General features: G+C 72.4%; 19 protein-coding genes. 12 read left to right on the top strand and 7 right to left on the bottom strand.

Annotated features, from left to right (window positions below):
- Window positions 1-19 precede the first annotated feature (19 nt).
- Window positions 20-1,210 carry a class I SAM-dependent methyltransferase gene (locus NCI01_RS16695; protein ID WP_254182617.1) on the bottom strand — a complete coding sequence of 397 codons (1,191 nt, stop codon included), beginning with the start codon at window positions 1,208-1,210 and terminating at the stop codon, window positions 20-22.
- A 220-nt stretch (window positions 1,211-1,430) separates the two neighbouring features.
- Here NCI01_RS16695 and groES point away from each other — a divergent pair, with 220 nt between their 5' ends.
- Together groES and groL are read left to right on the top strand one after the other, a co-directional pair.
- A complete protein-coding gene (gene groES, locus NCI01_RS16700) occupies window positions 1,431-1,724 on the top strand; it encodes a co-chaperone GroES (RefSeq protein ID WP_056605525.1) in 294 nt (97 codons plus the stop codon).
- Window positions 1,725-1,866: 142 nt separating this feature from the next.
- Window positions 1,867-3,489, top strand: a complete 1,623-nt coding sequence (groL, locus tag NCI01_RS16705; RefSeq protein ID WP_254182618.1) for a chaperonin GroEL — start codon at window positions 1,867-1,869, stop codon at window positions 3,487-3,489.
- A gap of 82 nt (window positions 3,490-3,571) precedes the next feature.
- Here the strand turns inward: groL and NCI01_RS16710 are convergent, their stop codons facing one another.
- The 3 genes from NCI01_RS16710 to NCI01_RS16720 form a co-directional block, all read right to left on the bottom strand.
- A complete protein-coding gene (locus NCI01_RS16710; protein WP_254182619.1) occupies window positions 3,572-4,942 on the bottom strand; it encodes a hypothetical protein in 1,371 nt (456 codons plus the stop codon).
- On the bottom strand, window positions 4,936-5,385 hold the full coding sequence (locus tag NCI01_RS16715) for a sigma-70 family RNA polymerase sigma factor (RefSeq protein ID WP_254182620.1): 450 nt from the start codon (window positions 5,383-5,385) through the stop codon (window positions 4,936-4,938). Before NCI01_RS16715 ends, NCI01_RS16710 begins: the two co-directional genes overlap by 7 nt.
- Before the next feature lie 131 nt (window positions 5,386-5,516).
- Window positions 5,517-7,034, bottom strand: a complete 1,518-nt coding sequence (locus NCI01_RS16720; RefSeq protein ID WP_254182621.1) for a hypothetical protein — start codon at window positions 7,032-7,034, stop codon at window positions 5,517-5,519.
- 97 nt (window positions 7,035-7,131) lie between these two features.
- Between NCI01_RS16720 and guaB the strand changes: the two genes are divergently transcribed.
- Entirely contained in the window at window positions 7,132-8,634 is a 1,503-nt protein-coding gene (gene guaB, locus NCI01_RS16725) for an IMP dehydrogenase (protein ID WP_254182622.1), read from the top strand.
- A 9-nt stretch (window positions 8,635-8,643) separates the two neighbouring features.
- On the opposite strand, the gene NCI01_RS16730 is transcribed toward guaB, so the two are convergent.
- Together NCI01_RS16730 and NCI01_RS16735 are read right to left on the bottom strand one after the other, a co-directional pair.
- On the bottom strand, window positions 8,644-10,275 hold the full coding sequence (locus tag NCI01_RS16730) for a CHAP domain-containing protein (protein WP_254182623.1): 1,632 nt from the start codon (window positions 10,273-10,275) through the stop codon (window positions 8,644-8,646).
- 147 nt (window positions 10,276-10,422) lie between these two features.
- A complete protein-coding gene (locus tag NCI01_RS16735; protein WP_254182624.1) occupies window positions 10,423-11,643 on the bottom strand; it encodes a GAF domain-containing protein in 1,221 nt (406 codons plus the stop codon).
- Window positions 11,644-11,747: 104 nt separating this feature from the next.
- Between NCI01_RS16735 and NCI01_RS16740 the strand changes: the two genes are divergently transcribed.
- From NCI01_RS16740 to NCI01_RS16750, 3 genes are read left to right on the top strand one after another with little or no spacing between them, the layout of a single operon-like run.
- Complete coding sequence (locus NCI01_RS16740) at window positions 11,748-13,595, top strand: flavin-containing monooxygenase (RefSeq protein ID WP_254182625.1); 1,848 nt, start codon at window positions 11,748-11,750, stop codon at window positions 13,593-13,595.
- Between the two features lie 3 nt (window positions 13,596-13,598).
- The gene (locus NCI01_RS16745) at window positions 13,599-14,522 is read left to right on the top strand and encodes an L-lactate dehydrogenase (protein WP_254182626.1); all 924 of its coding nucleotides are present in this window, start codon (window positions 13,599-13,601) and stop codon (window positions 14,520-14,522) included.
- Window positions 14,523-14,545: 23 nt separating this feature from the next.
- On the top strand, window positions 14,546-15,655 hold the full coding sequence (locus tag NCI01_RS16750; protein ID WP_254182627.1) for a GuaB3 family IMP dehydrogenase-related protein: 1,110 nt from the start codon (window positions 14,546-14,548) through the stop codon (window positions 15,653-15,655).
- Window positions 15,656-15,690: 35 nt separating this feature from the next.
- On the opposite strand, the gene NCI01_RS16755 is transcribed toward NCI01_RS16750, so the two are convergent.
- A complete protein-coding gene (locus NCI01_RS16755) occupies window positions 15,691-16,218 on the bottom strand; it encodes a hypothetical protein (RefSeq protein WP_254182628.1) in 528 nt (175 codons plus the stop codon).
- 124 nt (window positions 16,219-16,342) lie between these two features.
- On the opposite strand from NCI01_RS16755, the gene NCI01_RS16760 reads away from it, so the two are divergent.
- The 6 genes from NCI01_RS16760 to NCI01_RS16785 all read left to right on the top strand — a co-directional run bounded on the left by NCI01_RS16760 (window position 16,343) and on the right by NCI01_RS16785 (window position 24,188).
- Window positions 16,343-17,959, top strand: coding sequence for a succinic semialdehyde dehydrogenase (locus NCI01_RS16760; protein WP_254182629.1), 1,617 nt, complete (start codon window positions 16,343-16,345; stop codon window positions 17,957-17,959).
- Window positions 17,956-19,674, top strand: coding sequence for a GMC family oxidoreductase N-terminal domain-containing protein (locus NCI01_RS16765; RefSeq protein WP_254182630.1), 1,719 nt, complete (start codon window positions 17,956-17,958; stop codon window positions 19,672-19,674). Before NCI01_RS16760 ends, NCI01_RS16765 begins: the two co-directional genes overlap by 4 nt.
- A 244-nt stretch (window positions 19,675-19,918) precedes the next feature.
- Window positions 19,919-21,496, top strand: a complete 1,578-nt coding sequence (gene guaA / locus NCI01_RS16770; protein ID WP_254182631.1) for a glutamine-hydrolyzing GMP synthase — start codon at window positions 19,919-19,921, stop codon at window positions 21,494-21,496.
- A gap of 167 nt (window positions 21,497-21,663) precedes the next feature.
- Complete coding sequence (locus NCI01_RS16775; RefSeq protein WP_254182632.1) at window positions 21,664-22,047, top strand: VOC family protein; 384 nt, start codon at window positions 21,664-21,666, stop codon at window positions 22,045-22,047.
- Between the two features lie 105 nt (window positions 22,048-22,152).
- On the top strand, window positions 22,153-23,865 hold the full coding sequence (locus tag NCI01_RS16780) for a sodium:solute symporter family protein (protein ID WP_254182633.1): 1,713 nt from the start codon (window positions 22,153-22,155) through the stop codon (window positions 23,863-23,865).
- Window positions 23,866-23,876: 11 nt separating this feature from the next.
- Window positions 23,877-24,188, top strand: a complete 312-nt coding sequence (locus tag NCI01_RS16785; protein ID WP_254182634.1) for a hypothetical protein — start codon at window positions 23,877-23,879, stop codon at window positions 24,186-24,188.
- Window positions 24,189-24,203: the final 15 nt, after the last annotated feature.

The raw sequence follows: 24,203 nt of genomic DNA on the forward strand, positions 1-24,203 counted from the left end.
GCGGAGCGGCGGCCCCAGGTCAGAAGGGCTCGACGAGCAGGGCGGTGCCCTGCCCGGAGACCCGGGTGAGCACCAGCGTGGCCTCGTCGTCCCCGCGCAGGGCCAGCCGCTTGCGGAGCTCCTCGGGGACGACCTGCACCCCGCGCTTCTTGATCGTCAGGCGGCCGATCCCGCGCTCGTGCAGGGCCGCGCGCAGCTGCTTCTCGCGGTAGGGCAGGTGCTCGACGACGCGGTAGCCGCGCGCGAACGGCGTACGGAAGGACGCGTCGCTGGTGACGTAGGCGATGTGCGGGTCCACCAGGCCGCCCCCGACGCCGGCGGCGACGGCCGTCACGAGGCCGGCGCGGATCACCGCACCGTCGGGCTCGTAGAGGTAGGCGCCGACGTCGCGGACCTCGGTCCCGGCTGCCCCGTCGGCGGGGGAGTCCTCGTCGGTCAGGGTGGCCAGTCCGTGCTCGCCGATCACGGTGGCGCGCCGGTCGGTGGTCGACAGGTCGGGTGACCAGAGGACGGCCTCCTTGACCTCACCGCCGTCGCTCACCCACTCGGCCTCCACGCCCGTCGGCACGAGGGCGTGCCCGATCCCGGGCGCGACCTTCACCAGCGACCGGCGGGCCAGCAGGTCGAGCACCCACGGCCACGGCGGCGTCCAGCCCTCCACGTCGAAGACCCGGCCCCGGCCGCCACGGCGCGCGGGGTCGGCGAAGGCGGCGTCGAACGCTCTCGGGTCGATCGACGTCGCGTCGCCCACCTGCACCGCTCCGGCGAGGCCCAGCGCCTCGAGGTTGGCGCGCGCCATCGCCACGCGCACGGGGTCGAGGTCGACCCCGCCCACGACGAGCCCGGCCCGCGCGAACGCGAGGAGGTCCCCGCCGATCCCGCAGCCCAGGTCGATGACGCTGCCGCCGGGGATGGCGGCGGCCAGCCGGGCCGCCCGGTGGTCCGCGACCCGCGTCCGCGTCGCCTGCTCGAGCGCGTCGGGGGTGAAGAACATCAGGTGGGCGGCCTCGCCGAACTTCGGCACGGCCCTCGCGCGCAGGTGGGCTTGCGTGGTGGCGGCGGCCGCCTTCTCGGCGTCGGGCTCGAGACGGCGTACGACGCCTGCGACCCGCACCGGGTCGCCCGGGTGGTCCGCCCAGGCCCGCGTGGCGTCGGCGAGCAGGCGCGCGCCCTCGGGGGTGCGCAGCCAGTCCAGCGTCTCGATCTCCACCCCGCCATCCTGTCAGCGGGGACACCGGCTAGCACTCGATCAGGCAGAGTGCTAGCGTCTGCGTTGGCACTCTCACCCTGAGAATGCCAATGCTCGTGAGCCTGGCACGACCCCCGCGACGGCGTGCCGCCGGACCGCGAGCCCACGTCCTGGGAGCACCGGCCGTCGAAATCCGGTCTCCTGAAGATCTCTTGTTTGAGAAAGTGGAGGTTGATCCGAAGTGTCGGTCAACATCAAGCCCCTCGAGGACCGCATCGTCGTCCAGACGCTCGAAGCCGAGCAGACCACCGCCTCCGGCCTGGTCATCCCGGACACCGCCAAGGAGAAGCCCCAGGAGGGCGAGGTCGTGGCGATCGGTCCCGGTCGCATCGACGACAACGGCAACCGCGTCCCGCTCGACGTCGCCGTGGGTGACAAGGTCATCTACAGCAAGTACGGCGGCACCGAGGTCAAGTACGCCGGTCAGGAGTACCTCATTCTCTCGGCCCGCGACATCCTCGCCGTCGTCAGCTGACCTGGCATCACGCCTGACTGCGCCGGGGGCGCTCGACGACCCGCTTCGCTCAAAGGTCGCCTTCGCGCCCCCGGCTTGCCAGCCGCGCGCCAGCTCACCTGACGCCGCGCGAGCCCCCGAAAGTCTTTAGAGAGGCCCAGAAATGCCCAAGATCCTGGAGTTCGACGAGAACGCCCGCCGCGCCCTCGAGCGCGGCGTCGACGCCCTCGCCAACGCCGTCAAGGTGACGCTCGGCCCCAAGGGCCGCTACGTCGTCCTCGACAAGAAGTGGGGCGCGCCCACCATCACCAACGACGGTGTGACCGTCGCTCGCGAGATCGAGCTCGACGACCCGTTCGAGAACCTCGGTGCCCAGCTCACCAAGGAGGTGGCCACCAAGACCAACGACATCGCCGGTGACGGCACCACCACCGCCACCGTCCTGGCCCAGGCCATGGTCCACGAGGGCCTGCGCGCCGTCGCGGCAGGCGCCAACCCGATGGGTCTCAAGCGGGGCATGGACGCAGCGGCCGAGGCCGTGGGCGACGCCCTGCGCGAGGCGGCCCGCGAGGTCGAGTCCCGCGAGGACATGGCGTCCGTCGCGACGATCTCCAGCCGTGACAGCCACATCGGCGACCTGCTCGCCGAGGCCTTCGACAAGGTCGGCAAGGACGGCGTGATCACGGTCGAGGAGTCCAACACCATGGGCACCGAGCTCGAGTTCACTGAGGGCATGCAGTTCGACAAGGGCTACATCTCGGCCTACTTCGTCACCGACCCGGAGTCGATGGAGACGGTCCTCGACGACCCCTACATCCTTCTCCACCAGGGCAAGATCTCCTCGATCCAGGAGCTGCTCCCGGTGCTCGAGAAGGTCATCGCGACCGGCAAGCCGCTCTTCATCCTCGCCGAGGACGTCGAGGGCGAGGCGCTCTCGACGCTCGTCGTCAACAAGATCCGCGGCACCTTCAACGTCGCCGCGGTGAAGAGCCCGGCCTTCGGTGACCGCCGCAAGGCGATGATGCAGGACATCGCGATCCTCACCGGCGGCCAGGTCGTCGCCCCCGAGGTCGGCCTCAAGCTCGACCAGGTGGGCCTCGAGGTGCTCGGCCAGGCGCGTCGCGTGGTCATCACTAAGGACAACACCACGATCGTCGACGGCGCGGGCGACCGCACGGCCGTCGACGGCCGGGTCAACCAGATCAAGGCCGAGATCGAGAACACCGACTCCGACTGGGACCGCGAGAAGCTCCAGGAGCGCCTCGCCAAGCTGGCCGGCGGTGTCTGCGTGATCAAGGTCGGCGCGGCCACCGAGGTGGAGCTCAAGGAGAAGAAGCACCGCATCGAGGACGCCGTCTCCGCGACCCGCGCCGCGATCGAGGAGGGCATCGTCCCCGGCGGTGGCTCCGCGCTCATCCACGCCGTGTCGGTGCTCGAGGACAACCTCGGCCTGACCGGTGACGAGGCTGCCGGTGTCCGCGTGGTCCGCAAGGCCGCCGACGAGCCGCTGCGCTGGATCGCCGAGAACGGCGGCGTCAACGGCTACGTCGTGACGTCCAAGGTCCGTGAGCTCGGCGTCGGCAACGGCTACAACGCGGCCACCGAGGAGTACGGCGACCTGGTCGCCCAGGGCGTGCTCGACCCGGTCAAGGTCACCCGCTCGGCGCTGGTCAACGCGACGTCCATCGCCGCCATGCTGCTCACGACCGAGACCCTCGTCGTGGAGAAGCCCGAGGAGGAGGAGCCGGCGGCCGCTGCCGGCCACGGTCACGGCCACGGCCACTGATCGACCTCGCTCCACCCGCACCACGTGGGCAGGCCCGCACCGGACTCCGGTGCGGGCCTGTTCGCCGTGTGGCGCGGGTCCGTCAGCGGATGACCTCGCTCACGTGACCCGTCGCGCCCCTGCTGAGGAAGCCCGACAGTGACCTGCCGGTGGGGCTGGTCCAGAGGAACTGGTCGCCCGGAGCAGGACCCGCGGCGACGGCCCAGCTGGACATGCCCTCGCTGAGGCGCAGCAGCCGCTCGTCCTCGATGTCGTAGAGGTAGGTGCCGCCCGTCGACCGCCCGTAGGCCGTGATGGTCAGGTAGTCCCCGCCCGCGACGAGCCGGCCGCCGTCGACGCCGCTGTCCTGGATCGTCACGACCCGGTCGCCCTCGGTCGTCACGACCTCCACGCGGTCGTCGCGCACGCCACCGTCGTAGGTGCCGCAGTACTGCGACATGGCGATGCGATCGCCTGCCGCGCTGAAGCCGAGGAGGTTGCAGCGATCCCCGAGGGCGGGGTCGAAGGACGTCTCCTCGCCGGTGGCCAGGTCGCGCACGTGCACCCGACCGGCGTCGCCGTTCTGCGAGTCGGTCCACACGAGTGCGTCCTGCGTGAAGGCGAAGGCGCCCACCCGCAGGCCCTCGTCGCGCACGTCGCGCTGCTCGGTGAGCGACACCGACCACAGGTCGTAGGTGTCGCTCTCGGCGTCGGCGTCGTCGGCCTCGCCGTCGGGGCCCATCGGCCAGCCGCCCTCCGGGACCTCGCCCCGGGTCGCGAGCACGGGGACGTAGAGGCGCCCGTCCGGGCCGACCCGGGCGCCCCACGGCCCCTCGATCGCGGGGAGGCCGGTCCAGCGCAATGTGTCCCAAGTGTCGCTCGCACGGTCGTAGACGTGGGCTTCCAGCGACATCTCCAGGCCGTCGCCGGACTCCACCGGTTCGCCGGCGCCGGCGAGCACGAGCCGCTCCTCGCTGAGCTCGACGGCCAACAGCTGGGTCTGGCCGATGTCGCGCGCTTCGGTCAACCAGTCCTTCTCCCCGGTCGCGGGGTCCAGGAGCGCGAAGCGCGGGAAGAGCTGGGTGGAGCGCGGTCCGTCGCGGAACAGGACCAGGCCGTCCTCGGTGACGCCGTCCAGGTACTGGCCGTTGTCGGTGTCGAGGTCGTCGTTGGAGTGTGACGCCAGCTCGCGGTAGTCCTCCCCCTCGACAGCGGCTCGCGCGTCGGCCAGGTGGAGGACCGTCCCGTCGGGACGTGGCACGCCGGCGGCGGCGAGGTCGGGGGGCGAAGGGTTCCACCAGGCCACCGACCCCAGGGCGATCGCACCCGCGGCCACTGCCGTGGCGGCCACCGCCGAGGCGCGGCGCAGCCGGACCCGTCGCCGCCCGCGCCGGAGGACGGCGGACAGCTCGGCGCCGTCCTGGGGCGGGTGCCCGCTCGCCTCACGCATCAGGTCGCGCAGGTCGTTCACCATGAGACCGCTCCCTCCGTCGGCTCGCCGGCCGGCGAGTCCTCCCACGTGGACCGGAGCGAGAAGAGCGCGCGCGAGGTCTGGCTCTTGACCGTGCCCTCGGTGCACCTCAGCAGGGCTGCGGTGTCGGCGACCGAGAGGTCCTCGAAGTAGCGCAGCACCACGCACGCCCGCTGGCGCGGCGGCAGGCCGGCGAGGGCGGCCATGAGCGCTGCCCTCGTGGTGACTGCCTCTGCGACGTCCTCCGAGGAGGCCACCGTGTGGTCGGGCTCCGTCGGCCGCTCGGTGCTCGACCGGCGCCGGGCGTGGTCGAGGTAGGCGCTCACCACGGCCTTCCGCGCGTAGGCGAGCTCGCCGCTGTTGCGCACCAGCCGCGGCCACCGCACGTAGACCCGGACCAGCCCGTCCTGCACCACGTCGGAGGCCAGCTCCCAGTCACCGCACATCAGGTAGGCGGTGCGCCGCAGGCGTCCCGCGCGGAAGCGGCGAACTCCACGAAGGCCGCCTCGTCACGCATCGTTCTGCTCCATGACCGTCCCAACGGGGTGACCCGCCCGGCAGGTTGCACGCGGGTCCATCAGCGGCCCCAGATCGTGCGGAAGGGCGTCGAGCAGTCCACGTCGATCCGCACCGGCTCGACGGTGTTGAGGTGGTAGATGCGGTAGCGGTCGCAGGCGGTGCCGACGAGCTCGTACTTGCGCAGCAGCGAGCTCGTGATCGGCTCGGTGCCGAGCTCGCTCCAGGCGTTGATGAAGGTCGCCTCGACGAACCACGTAGGCATGCTCCCGCCCGTCAGCACCGCCTCGAGGTCCTCCAGGCCCGGGTCGAGCGTGCGCATCGGCAGCGACCAGAGATAGGGGTAGGGCGACTGCGCGCCGGTCGCCCACTGGATGTCGGCCCGCCCGCCGTAGACGAGCACGCGGTCGCCGGGGCTGGCCGCCGCGGCGATCGCCTGCCCGGTGCGCACCTCCACCGGGACCCTGCCCCGCACCCAGGCGCCGGTCCAGCCGAGCAGCGCCACGATGCTCGAGACCACGACGAGGCCCACGACCACCGGGGTGACCCGGTGGCGCATCCGGTCGAGGTGGTCGTGCGCGACGAGCGCCGCCAGCGCCAGCGCGAGGCCGGGGATCGGCACGAAGAGGTAGGGCGCCCAGTAGCTGCCGCTCAGCGCGACGCCGACCAGGTCGACGCCCAGCATCACCGTGATCGCCACGACCGGCACGGGGTCGTGGCGCAGCAGGCTCCGCAGCCGCACGCCGAACAGCACGACGACGAGGAGCATCCCGGTCCCGAGGAAGATCAGCAGGAGCACCCAGATCCGGCTGGTCGCGGCCTCCGAGGTCTGGGTCGCGATGACCTGGCTGGCGTCGGAGCGGAAGGAGACGACGGCGTACCACAGCGTCTCCAGCCGTACGCCGGCCGCGACCGTCCACCCCACCACGACCACCACAGGCACGGCCGCGCCCGCGAGCGCTGCGGCGGCGCACCGGAGCCCGTCCTCCCGGTCGAGCTGCCGGGCGACCAGCGAGCCCACGAGCAGCACGGCGCCGAAGACGAGGCCTCCGACGATGCTCTGCTTCATCCCCACCGCGAGCATCGCCAGCAGCCCCGCGAGGAACGCGTCGCGCGGCGAGACCCGGCGCACGCCGCGCAGCGCCAGCCAGCACGAGGCCATCACGAGCGGGATGCCGAAGAGCTCGCCCTTGGCGGCGACCGCGTCGAGCTGCGCGTTGGTCACCACGGCGGCCGTCGCCACCGCGACCCAGCCGGACAGCCGCCGCACCGCCGACCGGTCGATCACGCCCGCCCGGATCGCGACCTCCCGGGTGGCTGCCGCCGCGGCCAGCACCAGCAGCGCGCACCCGATCGCTCCCACGAGCCGGTGGGCGTACGGCCCCCCGACGGCGTCGGTCGCGCGCAGCAACCAGATGATCGGCGGCGGCCGGTCCACCCAGTAGCGACCGTAGAGCGAGCCGGGCTCGGGGTCCCACGACCGCGCCACCATCAGGAAGCCCGCCTCGTCGGGGCGCAGCGGCCACAGCAGGGACGGGAATCGGGCGAGGAACGCCGCGGCCGCGGCCACCCATACCATCCGGCCCAGGAGACGCGTGCCCGATCGGTCGGCCCCCGCTCCCGTCCCCACCCTGACACTGTCCCAGAGCACACCGAGCCGCCCGTAGAATGTGCGCGTGGAGATCCCGGAGAAGTTCGCTGCGCTCGGCCTCACCTACGACGACGTGCTGCTGCTGCCGGGGGAGTCCGACCTCGCCCCCAGCGACATCGACACCACCACCCGCCTCACCCGCGAGATCTCCATCCGGGTCCCGCTCATCAGCGCGGCGATGGACACCGTCACCGAGGCGCGGATGGCGATCGCGATGGCTCGCGAGGGCGGCATCGGCGTCCTGCACCGCAACCTCTCGATCGACGACCAGGCCCGCCAGGTCGACCTGGTCAAGCGCACCCAGACCGGGATCATCTCCAACCCGGTCACCATCGGCCCCGACGCGACGCTCGAGGAGCTCGACCGGCTCTGCGGCGAGTACCGCGTCTCCGGGCTGCCGGTCGTCGACGTCGACAACCACCTGCTCGGCATCATCACCAACCGCGACCTGCGCTTCACCCCGGTGGCGGAGTGGGCGACCACCAAGGTCGACGAGGTGATGACGCGCGAGGGCCTGATCACCGGCCACGTCGGGATCTCCCGTGACGAGGCCACCACGCTCCTGCGCGCCCACAAGCGCGAGCGCCTGCCGCTCGTCGACGGCGAGGGCCGGCTCAGCGGCCTCATCACCGTCAAGGACTTCGTCAAGGGCGAGCAGTTCCCGCACGCGTCCTACGACGCCGACGGCCGGCTGCTGGTCGGCGCCGCCATCGGTTACTTCGGCGACGCCTGGGAGCGCGCCACGACCCTGGTCGAGGCCGGCGTCGACGTGCTCGTCGCCGACACCGCGCACGGCCACGTCCACCTCCTGCTCGACATGGTCCGTCGGCTCAAGTCCGACCCCGCGACCAAGCACGTGCAGGTCATCGGCGGCAACGTCGCCACCCGGGAGGGCGCCCAGGCCTTCGTCGACGCCGGGGCCGACGCGGTCAAGGTCGGTGTCGGGCCGGGCTCGATCTGCACCACCCGCGTGGTCACCGGGGTGGGCGTGCCGCAGGTCACCGCGGTCTACGAGGCGTCGCTGGCCACCAAGCCGGCCGGCGTGCCGTTGATCGCCGACGGCGGCATGAAGCACTCCGGGGAGATCGCCAAGGCCCTCGTCGCGGGCGCCGACGCCGTGATGGTGGGCTCGATGCTCGCCGGCTGCGAGGAGTCGCCCGGCGACGTCGTGTTCGTCAACGGCAAGCAGTTCAAGTCCTACCGCGGCATGGGCTCGCTCGCCGCGATGAGCAGCCGCGGCAAGAAGTCCTACTCCAAGGACCGCTACTTCCAGGCCGAGGTCGCCAGCGACGACAAGATCGTGCCCGAGGGCATCGAGGGTCAGGTCGCCTACCGCGGCCCGCTCTCCGCGGTCGCGCACCAGCTCGTGGGCGGGCTCAACCAGTCGATGTTCTACGTCGGCGCGCGCACCATCCCCGAGCTGCAGGACAAGGGCCGGTTCGTCCGGATCACCTCGGCCTCGCTCAAGGAGAGCCACCCCCACGGTGTGCAGATGACCGTCGAGGCGCCCAACTACAGCGGGAGCTGAACCCGCCCCTCAGCTGGGGGAGTCGGCGCGGGTCGGCAGCGGGTCGACGACCGGCGGTGTCGGCCGGGCCAGCAGGCGGGGTCCGGAGCGGGTCACCACGAACAGGCCGGCCTGGCGACGGGTCACCAGCCCCGGTGAGCGGGTGAGGTCGCGCGGCGCGCGCACGCGGACCGGGCGCGCGGGTCGTCCGGGGACCGCGCTGCGCACGACGACGGCGCCGGTGTGGTCGGTCCCCACGACGTGCAGACCCCCGTCGGCCTCACCGACGGCAGGGGAGGCGTAGGGCGACCACTGGCCCGCCAGCGCGACGGGCCGGGTCCACCGGCGACCGTCGAGGGTGCGTACGACGAGCCGTCCGGTCGCGGCGACCTGGTGCAGCCGGGTGGTGCCGTCGCCGGCCGTGGTGAGCGCGGGCGTCGACGTCAGCGACGCCGTCGGACCCGCCAGCCGCTGCAGGCGGCCCCGCTCGAGCGACTGGGCGAAGGTGGCGCCGTCCGAGCCGACCGCCACCAGCCATGTACGGCCGGCCACGTCCTTGCCGAGCACGGGCGCGGTGTGGGTGGACCAGGACGCCGGCCGGCCCACCCGGTCGGGACGGGTCCAGCGGCCCGCGCGGGTGAGGCGGCGGGTGACGAGCGTGCCGTCGGCCGAGACCGTCGCGAGCACCGGACGTCGGGTGCGTGACTGGGCGAGCGCCGGGCTCGCGGTCGGCGCCGACGTGGCGAGGACGTGCAGGACGTGGCGTCCACGTCGCGTCGTACCGGCCAGCACCCGCCCGTCCGGAGTGGTGGCTGCGACCCATGGGCGCCCGTGGTGGTCGACGCTCAGCGCCGGGGCGACCACGGGGGTGAAGGCGCCCCGGCGCCCGACCACCCGGGCAGGCCGACCGGGCGCGGCCACGCGCAGGGTGCCGCTGTCGTCGACGCGGGCGGTCCACGACCCGCCACGGGCGTCGGGCACCGCGACGACGGGCCGGTCCGAGCCGATCAGCGGCGAGGGGGCGACGTCGTCGAGGTGGAGGTAGCGGAACTCGCCGACCGGCACGGTGCGGGTGCCGTAGCCGCCGGGCGAGGCGTGGTTGTACTCCTCGACGGTGACGGTGCCCGGGCCGATGGCGCTCACCCAGGCCACGTGTCCGACGCGACCGGCGTCGGTCTGAGCGACGGCACCGATGGCCGGCACGGAGTCGACCCGGTAGCCGAGTCGCCGCGCGACGTCGTCCCAGTTGCCTGCGTTGCCCCAGTGCTCGCCCCGGAAGTGGTTGGCGAAGCCCGCGAGGCCGTTGCGCTCGTGCAGTCGCCACGCGACGAAGCTGGTGCAGTTGCGGAACACGAAGCCCCAGGGGTCACCGATCGAGCCGTTGACCGACCAGACGTTGCGGGCGCACGTGGGCCGCGGGCCGCGCGGGTCGTAGAGGTGCCCGGACACCGGGTCGAGGACGGGCGGCGGGGGCGGCGGGGGCTCGACCACCACGGGTGCCGGGGGCTCCCCGGGCTGCTGACCGGACCCGGGCGCCGTCGGGGGAGCCGGCGTCGGGGGAGCCGGCTCCGGCTCCTCGATCGGTGCCTGCGGCAGGATCGGGCACTGGCCCTGCCAGGCCCACGGATAGTCGTCGGCCGCGTGCGCTGCCGCAGCACCCACGCCCAGCACCCCACTCGCCAGGCAGGTCGCCACGACAGCGCGCGCGAGCCTTCTGCTCCCTCGTCTCCCCACCTGCACGACGGTAGGCAGGACGCCGGCCGCGCGTGACCGGCTTTGCCGAGCTGTGCACGAGCCGTTGCCGAAGCCTCACACGGCGGCGCGCCAGCGGCGTACGACCGGCGCGGAGGAGCGCGGCAGTGCCGAGACCCGGTCGCCGCGGACCTCGGCCGCCACGCCGGGCGCCAGCCGGTAGGGCGCGGACAGGAGCAGGCTGCCCGCGAGGCGGCGCAGCCGCGACATCTCGGCGCGCACGGTGACGGTGCGGCCGGGGTCGGCGAAGAGGTCCTCGGAGAGCTGGGTCGCGGTCCGCCCTTCCGGGCCGGCGGCGAGCAGCGACAGCAGGATCTCCGAGTGGCGCGGTGACAGGCTGCGCGACCACGAGCCGCTGGGGCCGGTGACGCGCAGGCGGGGGTCGCCGTCGAGCTCGAGCACCAGCGACGACGTCGACGGCTCGGCCTGCTCGCTGCCCTCCAGGCGCAGCAGCCAGCCACCGTCGAGCGGCTCGGCCGTGGCGTGGCCGAGCGTCGGCAGCCACACGCGGCCCGCGACGAGCCGGTCGGGCAACGCGACCCGGTCGGGGCTGCGGCTGCCGATCGCTGCGGCCAGGTGCCCGGCGTGGTCGATGGCGAGGGCGTCGCCGCTCAGCCCGGCCAGCAGGGGAGCGGCGCGCGCCCGCAGCCGGTCGAGGTCCGCGCGGTGCCGCGCGACCAGCTCGGACGACGTCATCTGCGCCGCCAGCTGCACGAGCGCGAGCTCGGCGGGGTGCATGCCCCGGCTCGGGCCGCTCACGTCGAGGACCCCGAGGGTGCGACCGGTCCACGGGTCGACCAGCGGCGCCGCGGCGCAGCCCCACCGCGTGTGCGACTCGACGAAGTGCTCGGGCCCCTGCACGTGGACGGCGGTGCCCAGGACGAGGGCGGTGCCGATGGCGTTGGTGCCGACGTTGGCCTCGGTCCACGCCGAGCCGCCCACGAAGCCGAGGTCGTCGGCCATCCGCCGCACGGCGCTGCTGCCCAGGCGCCACAGCACGCGTCCCTCGCCGTCGGCCACGACCACCAGCTGGCCGGCCTCGACGACGGGTGCGAGCGACTCGGCCAGGCGGGGCACCAGGTCGGCCAGGCCGCTCGCGGCACGGCGCCGCTCCAGCTCCAGCTCGACGAGCGGCGGGATCTCGGCGCCGGCGCCCGGGTCGAGGCCGGTGGCCGCCACCCGGCGCCACGAGGCAGCGATCTCCGTGCGGGCACGCGGTCCGCGCGCGGCACCGGACAGCGCGGCCTCACGACTGCGGTGCAGCTCGCGGTCGGTCATGGCTGTCCCTCCGGGCCGGGGCCGTTGCAACCTCTCGCAACCCTGTCGGCGACGTGCGTGCGAGGTGTGTGCTCGGTCACACCAGCGTAGGTGAAGGAGAGACGATGACCCAGACCCTGGACCCCGGGACGACCACCGGGACCGCCCCCACGACGGCGGACGCGCAGGCACGCGTCGACGCGTGGCTCGCCCGCTTCGAGACGGCGGTGTCGGCCGGCGACGGAGAGGCGGCCGCCGCGCTGTTCGCGACCGAGTGCTACTGGCGCGACCTGGTGGCCTTCACCTGGAACATCAAGACCGTCGAGGGACGCGGCGAGGTGGCCGACCTGGTCGCCGACGTCGGGGTGCGGGTCGCCCCGTCGGGCATGGCGACGACCGAGCCCCCCGACGAGGCCGACGGCGTCGTCACCGCGTGGATCGGCTTCGAGACCGCGGTCGGCCGCGGCAACGGCCTGCTCCGGCTGACGCAGGAGGACGGCGAGGACCGCGCCTGGACGCTGCTGACCGCGCTCTACGAGCTCAAGGGGCACGAGGAGCCCCGCGGCACGCACCGGCCGATGGGCACCCATCACGGCGCGACCAAGGAGCGGGTCACGTGGAAGGAGCAGCGCCAGGCCGAGGCCGAGAGCCTGGGCAGCACGACCCAGCCCTACGTCCTCGTCATCGGCGGCGGCCAGGGCGGGATCGCGCTCGGTGCCCGCCTCCGCCAGCTCGGCGTACCCAGCCTGGTCATCGACAAGCACCCGCGGCCCGGCGACCAGTGGCGCAACCGCTACAAGTCGCTGTGCCTGCACGACCCGGTCTGGTACGACCACCTGCCCTACCTGAAGTTCCCCGACAACTGGCCGGTCTTCGCGCCCAAGGACAAGATCGGCGACTGGCTCGAGTCCTACGTGCGGATCATGGAGGTGCCCTACTGGTCCAGCACCGTGGCCACCAGCGCCAGCTGGTCGGAGGAGACGCAGGAGTGGACGGTCGAGGTCGAGCGCGAGGGGAAGCCGCTCACGCTCCGGCCGACGCAGCTGGTCTTCGCCACCGGGATGAGCGGCAAGCCGCGCATCCCCGACCTCCCCGGCACGGACGTCTTCCGCGGCGACGTGCACCACTCGTCCGCCCACCCCGGCCCCGACGCGTACGCCGGGAAGAAGGCCGTGGTCATCGGCAGCAACAACTCGGCCTTCGACATCTGCGGAGCGTTGTGGGAGCACGACGCCGACGTGACGATGGTGCAGCGCTCGTCCACCCACATCGTCAGGAGCGACAGCCTGATGGAGATCGGGCTCGGCGACCTCTACTCCGAGCGGGCGCTCGCCGCGGGGATGACGACCGAGAAGGCCGACCTGGTCTTCGCCTCGCTGCCCTACCGGATCCTGCACACCTTCCAGATCCCCGCCTACGAGGCGATGGCCGAGAAGGACAAGGACTTCTACGAGCGGCTGGAGAGGTCGGGCTTCCGCCACGACTGGGGCGACGACGGGTCGGGGCTGTTCATGAAGTACCTGCGGCGCGGGTCCGGCTACTACATCGACGTCGGTGCCGCCGACCTCGTCGCCGATGGCGACGTGAAGCTCGTGCAGGGACAGGTCGACCACCTCACCGAGGACGCGGTCGTGCTCGAGGACGGGACGACGCTCCCCGCCGACGTCGTCGTCCTCGCCACCGGCTACAACTCGATGAACGGCTGGGTGGCGGACCTCATCGACCAGGAGACAGCCGACCGGCTGGGCAAGTGCTGGGGCCTCGGGTCGGACACCACCAAGGACCCCGGACCGTGGGAGGGCGAGCAGCGCAACATGTGGAAGCCGACGCAGGTCGACAACCTCTGGATGCACGGTGGCAACCTCCACCAGTCGCGGCACTACTCGCTCTACCTCGCGCTGCAGCTCAAGGCGCGCTTCGAGGACATCGAGACGCCGGTCCACGGGCTGCAGGAGGTGCACCACCTAGGCTGAGGCATGACCTCCGCGAAGATCGCCATCGTCGGTGCCGGAGCCGTCGGCTCCACGCTCGCCTACGCCTGCCTGGTGCGCGGCGTCGCGACCACGGTCGCACTGCACGACGTCGACGCCGACAAGGTGCGCGCCGAGGAGCTCGACCTCCGCCAGGGCCTGCAGTTCCTGCCGACCGCCCACGTGGAGGCGTCCACCGACGTGTCGGTGTGCGCGGGCGCGCAGGTCGTCGCGGTGACAGCCGGGGCCAAGCAGCAGCCCGGCCAGTCCCGCCTCGACCTCGCGGCCTCGACGACGAGCATGCTCCGCACGCTCATGCCGGCCCTCGTCGAGGCCGCCCCGGATGCGCGGTTCGTGATGGTCACCAACCCCGTCGACGTCGTCACCTACGCCGCGCAGAAGCTCACCGGGCTCGGCACCGAGCAGCTCTTCGGCTCGGGCACGGTGCTCGACTCGGCGAGACTGCGCGGCCTGGTCGCGGCGCACTGCGGGGTCGCGGTGCAGAACGTCCACGCGTACGTCGTCGGCGAGCACGGTGACAGCGAGATCCCGCTCTGGAGCAGCGCGAGCATCGGCGGCGTACCCGTCACCGACCTCGTGAGCGAGACCGACCGCGATGCCATGGCCGCCGAGGTCGTTGGAGCCGCCTACGAGATCATCAAGGGCAAGGGAGCGACCAACTACGCGATCGGCGTGTCGGCGGGCCGCATCATCGAGGCGGTCCTGCGCGACGAGAAGCGCGTGCTGCCGGTGTCCACGCTGCTCACCGACTACCACGGCATCGGCGACGTGTGCCTGTCGGTGCCGACGGTCGTGGGCCGGGGCGGGGCCGAGCGCCGCCTCGAGGTCCCGATGAGCGACAGCGAGCTCGCGGGGCTGCGCGCCGGTGCCGCCCGCATCCGCGCCACCGCCCGCGACCTCGGCTTCTGACCCGACGCCGATAGGCTGCCACCGTGACCGAGATCGAGATCGGCCGTGCCAAGCGCGGTCGCCGCGCCTACTCCTTCGACGACATCGCGATCGTGCCCTCGCGGCGCACCCGCGACCCCGAGGAGGTCAGCACCGCGTGGCAGATCGACGCCTACCGGTTCGACATCCCCGTGCTGGCCGCGCCGATGGACTCGGTCATGTCGCCCTCCACCGCGATCGCCCTGGGCCAGATGGGCGGCCTCGGGGTGCTCAACCTCGAGGGCCTCTGGACCCGCTACGACGACCCGACCACCCTGCTCGAGGAGGTCGCCGGCCTGTCCGGGCACGAGGCCACGCGCCGCATGCAGGAGATCTACACCGAGCCGATCAAGCCCGAGCTGATCACCGAGCGCCTCCGGGAGGTGCGCGCCGCGGGTGTCACGGTCGCGGGGTCGCTGTCACCGCAGCGCACCAAGGACCACGTCAAGGCCGTCGTGGACGCGGGCGTCGACATGTTCGTCATCCGCGGCACCACCGTCTCCGCCGAGCACGTCAGCAGCCAGGCCGAGCCGCTCAACCTCAAGGAGTTCATCTACGAGCTCGACGTCCCCGTCATCGTCGGCGGGTGCGCGACCTACCAGGCCGCGCTCCACCTCATGCGCACCGGCGCCGCCGGCGTGCTCGTCGGCTTCGGCGGCGGTGCCGCCCACACGACGCGCACGGTCCTCGGCGTCGCCGTGCCGATGGCGAGCGCCCTCGCGGACGTGGCCGCCGCCCGTCGCGACTACCTCGACGAGTCCGGCGGCCGCTACGTCCACGTCATCGCCGACGGCTCCATCGGCAGCTCGGGCGACATCGCCAAGGCCATCGCGTGCGGCGCCGACGCGGTGATGATCGGTTCCCCGCTGGCGCGCGCGACCGAGGCCCCCGGCCGCGGCTTCCACTGGGGGAGCGAGGCCACCCACGCCCAGCTCCCGCGGGGCGAGCGCGTCGGCTTCGAGCCGGTCGGGTCGCTGGAGGAGATCATGTTCGGCCCCTCCCGGGTCGCCGACGGCACGATGAACCTCGTCGGTGCCCTGCGCCGGGCGATGGCCACCACGGGCTACACCGAGCTCAAGGAGTTCCAGCGCATCGAGGTCGTCGTCCAGCACTGAGCCCTCCAGCGCGCTGGTCGAGGCCAGCGCATGGGCTAGAGCCGCTGGACCGGACCCGGTGCCGACCGGCCGAAGGCCTCGCGCAGGCCGGAGTGCCTGCCGCCGGCCTCGAGCGCGTCGGCGACCTTGCCGACCGGGCGCGCACCCGGCCAGACGTGCACGACCATGAGGGCGAGCGAGACGACGGCGCCGCCGAGGTAGGTGAGGATGCTGCCGTCGGGCAGCACGAACGCCGCGGCCACCGAGGCGATGGCGACGAACTCCGCGATGGCGAACCGCATGATCATCAGCGCCTGCCAGCGGGCGCGGGCCTGCGCGGCCGCGTCGTCGTCGGTCAGGCTCGTGGAGAGGGCCGGCGTGCGGTAGCCGACGGACTCGATGAGCAGGTGCGCGGCGATGCCGGCTGCCACCTGGACGGCCAGCACCGTCAACGACACCGACCCCGGTGCGGGCAGCACCACCGACAGGGCCACGCCGATGACGACCAGCGCGCCCATCAGGGATCCGGCCAGCATGCGGGTGGACAGTGCGAAGGGCGCAGAGGCGGGCAAGGGCGTCGACATGCGGCGAGCCTAGACGCCGCGGCGCGCGGTGGCGGCGAGTGGACAAACTGGCGCGATGTGTCAAATGCCGGGACGAAGTGACCAACCAGTAGCAACCGCGTCCGCGGCGACCTACGCTGCAGAGATGAGTGAGCAGACCCCCGCCTCAGGTCCCATCACCGGCGGGCCCGCGGACCCCGAGCACGACGCCACCGCGGCCTACGGCCTCGACCGCGCGTACGTCGCCAGCCTGACGCGGCGCCTCGTCAGCACCACCGGCGAGACGGTCGCCGTGGCGTCGCCGATCGGCGGCACGCCGCTCGCGCACGTCCCCCAGTCGAGCACCGCCGACGTGGCCGAGGCGTTCGCCCGGGCCCGCCGGGCGCAGGTGTCGTGGTCGGCCACGTCCCTCGACGACCGGGCGGCGGCGCTGCTGCGGCTCCACGACCTGCTGCTCGACCGGCAGGAGGAGCTGATCGACCTCGTGGTGTGGGAGTCGGGCAAGGCCCGCAAGGACGCCTACCTCGAGGTCGCCCACCTGGCGCTCACCGCGCGCTACTACGCGCGCACGGCCCACGAGCACCTCGACACCCGAAGGGTCGGCGGCATGTTCCCGGTGCTCACCCGGGCCGAGGTCAACCGCGTTCCGAAGGGCGTCGTGGGCATCATCTCGCCCTGGAACTACCCCCTCACGATGGCGCTCTGCGACGGCATCCCGGCTCTCCTCGCCGGCAACGCCGTGGTGTCCAAGCCCGACGCGCAGACCGTGCTGACGGCACTGCTCGCCGCGCAGCTCCTCGAGGAGGCCGGCTTCCCGCCCGAGACGTGGCAGGTGGTCGCCGGGCCCGGTGCCGAGGTCGGGGGCGCGATCGTCGCCCACGCCGACTACGTCTGCTTCACCGGCTCGACCGCCACCGGCCGGATCATCGCGAAGGGGTGCGCCGAGCGGCTCATCGGCTGCTCGCTCGAGCTCGGCGGCAAGAACCCGATGCTCGTGCTCCGCGACGCCGACGTGTCCCGGGCCGCCGAGGGCGCCACCCGGGCGGTCTTCTCCAACGCCGGCCAGCTGTGCGTGTCGATGGAGCGCCTCTTCGTCGCCGACCAGGTCTACGACCGCTTCGTCGACGCCTTCGTCTCGCGCACGCAGGCGATGACCCTCGGCGCCAGCCAGGACTGGTCGGTCGACATCGGCTCGCTGATCTCGCAGGCGCAGCTCGACACCGTGACGCGGCACGTCGAGGACGCCGTCGCCAAGGGCGCGCGCGTGCTCACCGGCGGCCGGCACCGGCCCGACCTCGGCCCGTTCGTCTTCGAGCCCACCATCCTCGAGGGCGTCTCGGCCGACATGGAGTGCTTCGGCAAGGAGACCTTCGGGCCGGTCGTCTCGCTCTACCGCTTCCACAGCGAGGACGAGGCGGTCGAGCGCGCCAACGACGGCGCCTACGGCCTCAACGCCTCGGTCTGGACCCGCGACACCGCGCGCGGCCGCGCCCTGGCCCGCCGGATCAGGTGCGGCACCGTCAACGTCAACGAGGCCTACGGCGCGACGTTCGGCTCGCTCGGCGCACCGATGGGCGGCATGCGCGAGTCGGGGCTCGGCCGCCGCCAGGGCGCCGAGGGCATCCACCGCTACACCGAGGCGCAGTCGGTCGCGACCCAGCGGCTGGTCCCGATCGCGCCGATGCTCGGGATGTCGGAGGAGACCAACGCCAAGGTGATGACCGGGGCGTTGCGGCTGCTCAACAAGCTGGGCCTGGCATGAGCACTCCCGGGGCCACCCACTACGACGTCCTCGTCATCGGGTCGGGCTTCGGCGGCTCGGTCTCGGCGCTGCGGCTGACGGAGAAGGGCTACCGGGTCGGTGTGCTCGAGGCCGGGGCGCGCTTCGAGGACGCCGACTTCCCGGCCACGTCGTTCGACGCGAAGAAGTTCCTCTTCGCCCCCGCGCTGGGGATGTACGGCATCCAGCGCATCGACATGGTCAAGGACTGCCTGATCCTCGCGGGCGCCGGCGTGGGTGGCGGGTCGCTGGTCTACGCCAACACGCTCTACGAGCCGCTCGACGCGTTCTACCGTGACCCGTCGTGGGCCCACATCGCCGACTGGAAGTCCGAGCTCGCGCCCTACTACGACCAGGCCAAGCGGATGCTGGGCGTCGTCGACAACCCCCGGCACACGCCGGCCGACGAGGTGATGAAGAAGGTCGCCGACCAGATGGGCGTGGGCGACACCTTCCACCCGACGCCCGTCGGCGTCTTCTTCGGCGGGCCGGACGCGACCGCCGGCGAGGAGGTCCCCGACCCGTTCTTCGGGGGAGCGGGGCCGGCTCGCAACGCGTGCCTCAACTGCGGCGAGTGCATGACCGGGTGCCGCCACAACGCCAAGAACACCCTCGTCAAGAACTACCTGCACCTCGCCGAGCAGGCCGGGGCGGTGGTCCACCCGCTGACCACGGTGACCCGTGTCCGACCCCGCGAGGGCGGTGGCTACGAGGTGACCGCCCGCTGGACGAAGGCCAAGCTGTCGCGTCGTACGGCCACGAAGACCTTCACCGCCGACCAGGTGATCTTCTCGGCCGCCGCGCTCGGCACCCAGAAGCTGCTCCACCAGCTCAAGGGGGAGGGCGACCTGCCCCACGTCAGCGACCGGCTGGGGGTGCTGACCCGCACCAACTCGGAGGCGATCCTCGGCGCGCTGGCGCCCGACACGTCGACCGACTACACCGAGGGCGTCGCGATCACCTCCTCGTGGCACCCCGACGCGGTAACCCACATCGAGCCCTGCCGCTACGGCAAGGGCTCCAACGCGATGGCACTCCTCCAGACCGTGCTGGCCGACGAGGTCCCGGGGACGCCGCGGACCCGCACGTGGCTCAAGGAGCTGTGGGCGCAGCGGCGCACGGCGTGGGACCTCTTCGACTTCCGGCACTGGTCCGAGCGCACGGTGGTCGCCTTGGTGATGCAGACGCTCGACAACTCGATCACCACCAAGGGCGTCAAGGGCCGCTTCGGCTGGCGGATGACCTCCGAGCAGGGCCACGGGCTGCCCAACCCGACCTACATCCCGGTGGCCTACGACGCCGTGCGCCGCATGGCCGACGTCATGGGCGGCACGCCGGGCGGCAACATCGGCGAGCCGTTCGACCGTCCGCTGACCGCGCACTTCATCGGTGGCTGCACCATCGGCGACTCGCCCGAGACCGGGGTCGTCGACCCCTGGCAGCGACTGTTCGGCCACGAGGGCCTGCACGTCGTGGACGGGTCGGCGGTGTCGGCCAACCTCGGGGTGAACCCCTCGCTGACCATCACCGCCCAGGCGGAGCGGGCGATGGCCTTCTGGCCCAACAAGGGCGAGGCCGACCCGCGCCCCGCGCTCGGCGCGACCTACCGCCGGCTCGAGCCGGTGGCGCCGAAGAACCCGGTCGTGCCCGACGCCGCGCCGGGGGCGCTGCGGCTGCCCATCGTCGGCGTCAGCTGACCCGCGAATTGGCCCGCGGCCGGGCCGTAACCACCCGCCGCAGGGGTCGTTGGGTCGGGTGAGGGGCCCGGCAGTCATGCTCCCTCCCAAGGGCCGGGTCTCTCGTCTCGGCGCTGTTCGCAGTGGCTGGGAGCCAAGCTCCAGGGCCTGATCACCCTCCCTCCCCGATCGGGCCCTGGGGCGACTCCCCGGCCGGTCCTCGGGCGGGCGCGGGGACGACGTCGGGCGCCGATAGACTCGCCGCGTGACGCAGCCTGGAGAGCACGACCTGGTCCTCGTCGTCGACTTCGGGGCGCAGTACGCCCAGCTGATCGCGAGGCGGGTGCGCGAGGCACGGGTCTACTCCGAGATCGTCCCGCACACCATGCCGGTGGCCGACATGCTCGCCCGCAAGCCGAAGGCGATCATCCTGTCCGGCGGCCCGTCAAGCGTCTACGCCGAGGGCGCTCCGGGCATCGACGACCACGTCTTCACGGCAGGCGTGCCGGTCTTCGGCATGTGCTACGGCTTCCAGCTCATGGCGAAGGGCCTCGGCGGCGAGGTCGCCCACACCGGCGCGCGGGAGTACGGGCGTACGCCGGTCTCCGTCTCCGAGCCGGGCACCCTCCTCGAGGGGATCCCGGCCGAGCACAAGGTCTGGATGTCGCACGGCGACTCCGTCGCCCGGGCGCCCGAGGGATTCACCGTGCTCGCGTCCACCGAGGACACCCCGGTCGCCGCCTTCGAGGACGTCGGCCGCGGTCTCGCCGGCGTCCAGTGGCACCCGGAGGTGCTGCACTCCGAGCACGGCCAGAAGGTGCTCGAGCACTTCCTCCACCACATCGCCGGTGCCCGCCAGACGTGGACGATGCTCAACATCGCCGAGGAGCAGATCGAGCGCGTGCGCGAGCAGATCGGTGACAGCGGCGTCGCGATCTGCGGGCTGTCGGGCGGCGTCGACTCCGCCGTGGCCGCGGCGATCGTCCAGCGCGCCATCGGCGAGCGACTCCACTGCGTCTTCGTCGACCACGGCCTGCTCCGCGAGGGCGAGGCCGAGCAGGTCGAGCGCGACTTCGTCGCCGCGACCGGCGTCAACCTCCACGTCTACGACGCGCGCGAGACCTTCCTCGCCGCCCTGGCCGGCGTGACCGACCCGGAGGAGAAGCGCAAGATCATCGGTCGCGAGTTCATCCGCGCGTTCGAGGCCGCCGAGGTCGAGGTGCTCGGTGAGGCGGCCGAGCACGGCGACAAGGTGGGCTTCCTCGTGCAGGGCACGCTCTACCCCGACGTCGTGGAGTCCGGAGGCGGTGCCGGCACCTCCAACATCAAGTCGCACCACAACGTGGGCGGCCTGCCCGAGGACCTCGAGTTCGAGCTGGTCGAGCCGCTGCGCACGCTCTTCAAGGACGAGGTCCGCCTCGTCGGCGAGCAGCTGGGCCTGCCGGCCGAGATGGTGTGGCGCCAGCCCTTCCCCGGCCCGGGCCTCGGCATCCGCATCATCGGCGAGGTCACGGCCGACCGCCTCGACATCCTGCGCCGCGCCGACGCCATCGCCCGCCAGGAGCTCACCCGCGCCGGGCTCGACCGCGACATCTGGCAGATGCCGGTCGTGCTGCTCGCCGACGTACGCTCCGTCGGCGTGCAGGGTGACGGCCGCACCTACGGCCACCCCGTCGTGATCCGCCCGGTCACCTCCGAGGACGCGATGACCGCCGACTGGGCCCGCCTGCCCTACGAGGTGATGGAGCGCATCTCCACGCGCATCACCAACGAGGTGGCCGAGGTCAACCGGGTCACCCTCGACATCACCTCCAAGCCCCCGGGCACCATCGAGTGGGAGTGAGCTCCGGCTCGCTGCGACGACGGTCCGCGCTGGCCAAGGTGGGCGCACTGAGCAGCGAGGTGGACGGGCGCCACCAGCGACGTTCGGGGGTCTCGATACGCCCGCTCGTTCCTCGCGGGCTACTCGACCAGCGAGGAGCCGGCCCTGCTGAGGTCTAGGGTCGCGACATGCCGCGTGCCGTGCACCACCTGGACCTGTGGGTCGACGACGTCGACAGGGCCGAGGGGGAGTGGGGGTGGTTGCTGGGCGCGTGCGGGTGGCAGCGGGAGGAGGGTCTGCGGTCGTGGGCGCACCCCGACGGCACCTACGTCTTCATGGAGCACTCGCCCGACCAGCACGGCACCCACGACCGGCTGCGACCCGGGGTCAACCACCTCGCGCTCACCGTCGACACCCGGGCCGAGCTCGACCGGGTGCGCGCGGAGTCGACCGAGCACGGCTGGCACGAGCTGTACGCCCACCGCTACCCGCACGCCGGCGGCGAGCAGCACGTCGCGCTCTACGTGGAGTCGAGCGAGGGCTTCGAGGTGGAGATCGTCGTCACAGCGTGACCCACCGAGGGGTGGTCGCGCCGGAGCGGGGAGGGGTCTAGGTTTCTGGGTGGCCCATCTGGGCCGCTGCGCAACTGAATCACTGCCGATCCTCGGGAGGCTCGCGTGTCGGACACGCTGATCGACGCGAACTGGCTGGACTACCTGCTGGTCGCCATCTACTTCGGCTTCGTGCTCGGCATCGGCGTGATGGCCCGGCGATCCGTCTCGGACTCGATCGACTTCTTCCTCTCCGGGCGCTCGCTCCCGGCCTGGGTGACCGGCCTGGCGTTCATCTCCGCCAACCTCGGCGCCGTCGAGATCATGGGCATGTCGGCCAACGGCGCCGAGCTCGGCCTGCCGACCTTCCACTACTTCTGGGTCGGCGCGGTCCCGGCGATGCTGTTCCTCGGCGTCGTGATGATGCCGTTCTACTACGGGTCGAAGGTCCGCTCGGTGCCGGAGTTCATGTTCCGACGGTTCGGCACCGGCGCCCACCTGGTCAACGCCATCAGCTTCGCGGTCGCGCAGCTGCTGATCGCGGGCGTCAACCTCGCCCTCCTGGCGGGGATCGTGCGAGCCCTGCTCGGCTGGCCGATCTGGGTCTCGCTGATCGTGGCGGGCGCCGTGGTCCTGTCCTACATCACCCTGGGCGGACTGAGCGCGGCGATCTACAACGAGGTGCTGCAGTTCTTCGTCATCGTGGCCTCGCTGGTCCCGCTCACCCTGATCGGCCTGCACCGCGTCGGCGGCTGGGACGGACTGACCGACAAGATCACCGCCGCCTCGGCGGGCGCGGCCTCCGCCTCCGAGGCGCCACCAGCGGCTGACCAGCTCAACGCCTGGCCGGGCCAGGCGCTCTCCGGCTTCGACTCCCCGCTCCTGTCGGTCATCGGCATCGTGTTCGGGCTCGGCTTCGTGCTGTCGTTCGGCTACTGGACGACCAACTTCGTCGAGGTGCAGCGCGCGATGGCCTCCGACTCCATCTCCGCGGCCCGCAAGACCCCGATCATCGGTTCGTTCCCCAAGATGTTCGTGCCCTTCATCGTCATCGTGCCGGGCATGATCTCAGCGGTCCTGGTCAAGGAGATGATCGACCTCAAGAACGGCGGCAGCCCCGAGGGCGGCGCCTCCGGGGAGGGGGTCGCCTACAACGACGCGCTGCTGCTCCTGATGCGCGACGTCCTGCCCAACGGCCTCCTGGGTCTCGCGATCGCCGGCCTGCTCGCCGCCTTCATGGCCGGCATGGCGGCCAACATCTCCGCCTTCAACACGGTGTTCTCCTACGACCTGTGGCAGCGCTACATCCGCAAGGACCACTCCGACGACTACTACCTGCGCATCGGCCGGCTCGCCACCGTGGCCGCCACGGTCATCGCGATCTTCACCGCCCAGATCGCGCTCGGCTACGACAACGTCATGAACTACCTCCAGACGCTGTTCGGGTTCTTCAACGCCCCGCTGTTCGCGACGTTCATCCTCGGCATGTTCTGGAAGCGGATGACCCCGACCGCCGGCTGGGTGGGCCTCGTGGCGGGCACGCTGTCGGCCATCGCGGTCGACCGCACCGCGGCGGCCGGTGTCTTCGAGCTCTCGGGCCAGGGGGTTGCGTTCCTCGCGGCCTCGGTCGCCTTCGTCGTGGACATCGTGCTGAGCGTCGTGGTCTCGCTGGTGACCAAGCCCAAGCCCGCCTCCGAGCTCAAGGGCCTCGTCTACTCCGAGACGCCGCGCGAGGACCGCACAGACCCGCACGAGGCGTCCTACCCGTGGTACCGCCGTACGATCCCGCTCGCCAGCATCTCGCTCGCGATGGTCATCGTCCTCAACTTCGCCTTCTGAGAGGGGCCAGCATGACCGAGAAGTCCGAGACGGCAGCGGCTCCGCACAAGGCCGGTGCGTTCGACATCCGCAACATCATCGGCGCCCTCCTGGGTATCTACGGCGTGATCCTCGCGCTCGCCGGGCTGCTGGGCGAGCACGAGCCGGAGAAGACCGGGGGCGTCAACGCCAACCTGTGGACCGGGCTGGCGCTGGTCGTCGTCGCCCTGGGCTTCATCGGCTGGGCACGCTGGCGGCCGGTCGTCGTGCCGGATGACTTCGACCGGCCCGACGACGACCCGACCCGCCCGGCCCCGCAGCGGAAGCGCCCCCCGTCGCACTGACCCGGGTCTAGGGTC

The sequence above is a fragment of the Nocardioides pinisoli genome (assembly GCF_024199985.1).
In the GTDB taxonomy this organism is placed as follows: Bacteria; Actinomycetota; Actinomycetes; order Propionibacteriales; family Nocardioidaceae; genus Nocardioides; species Nocardioides pinisoli.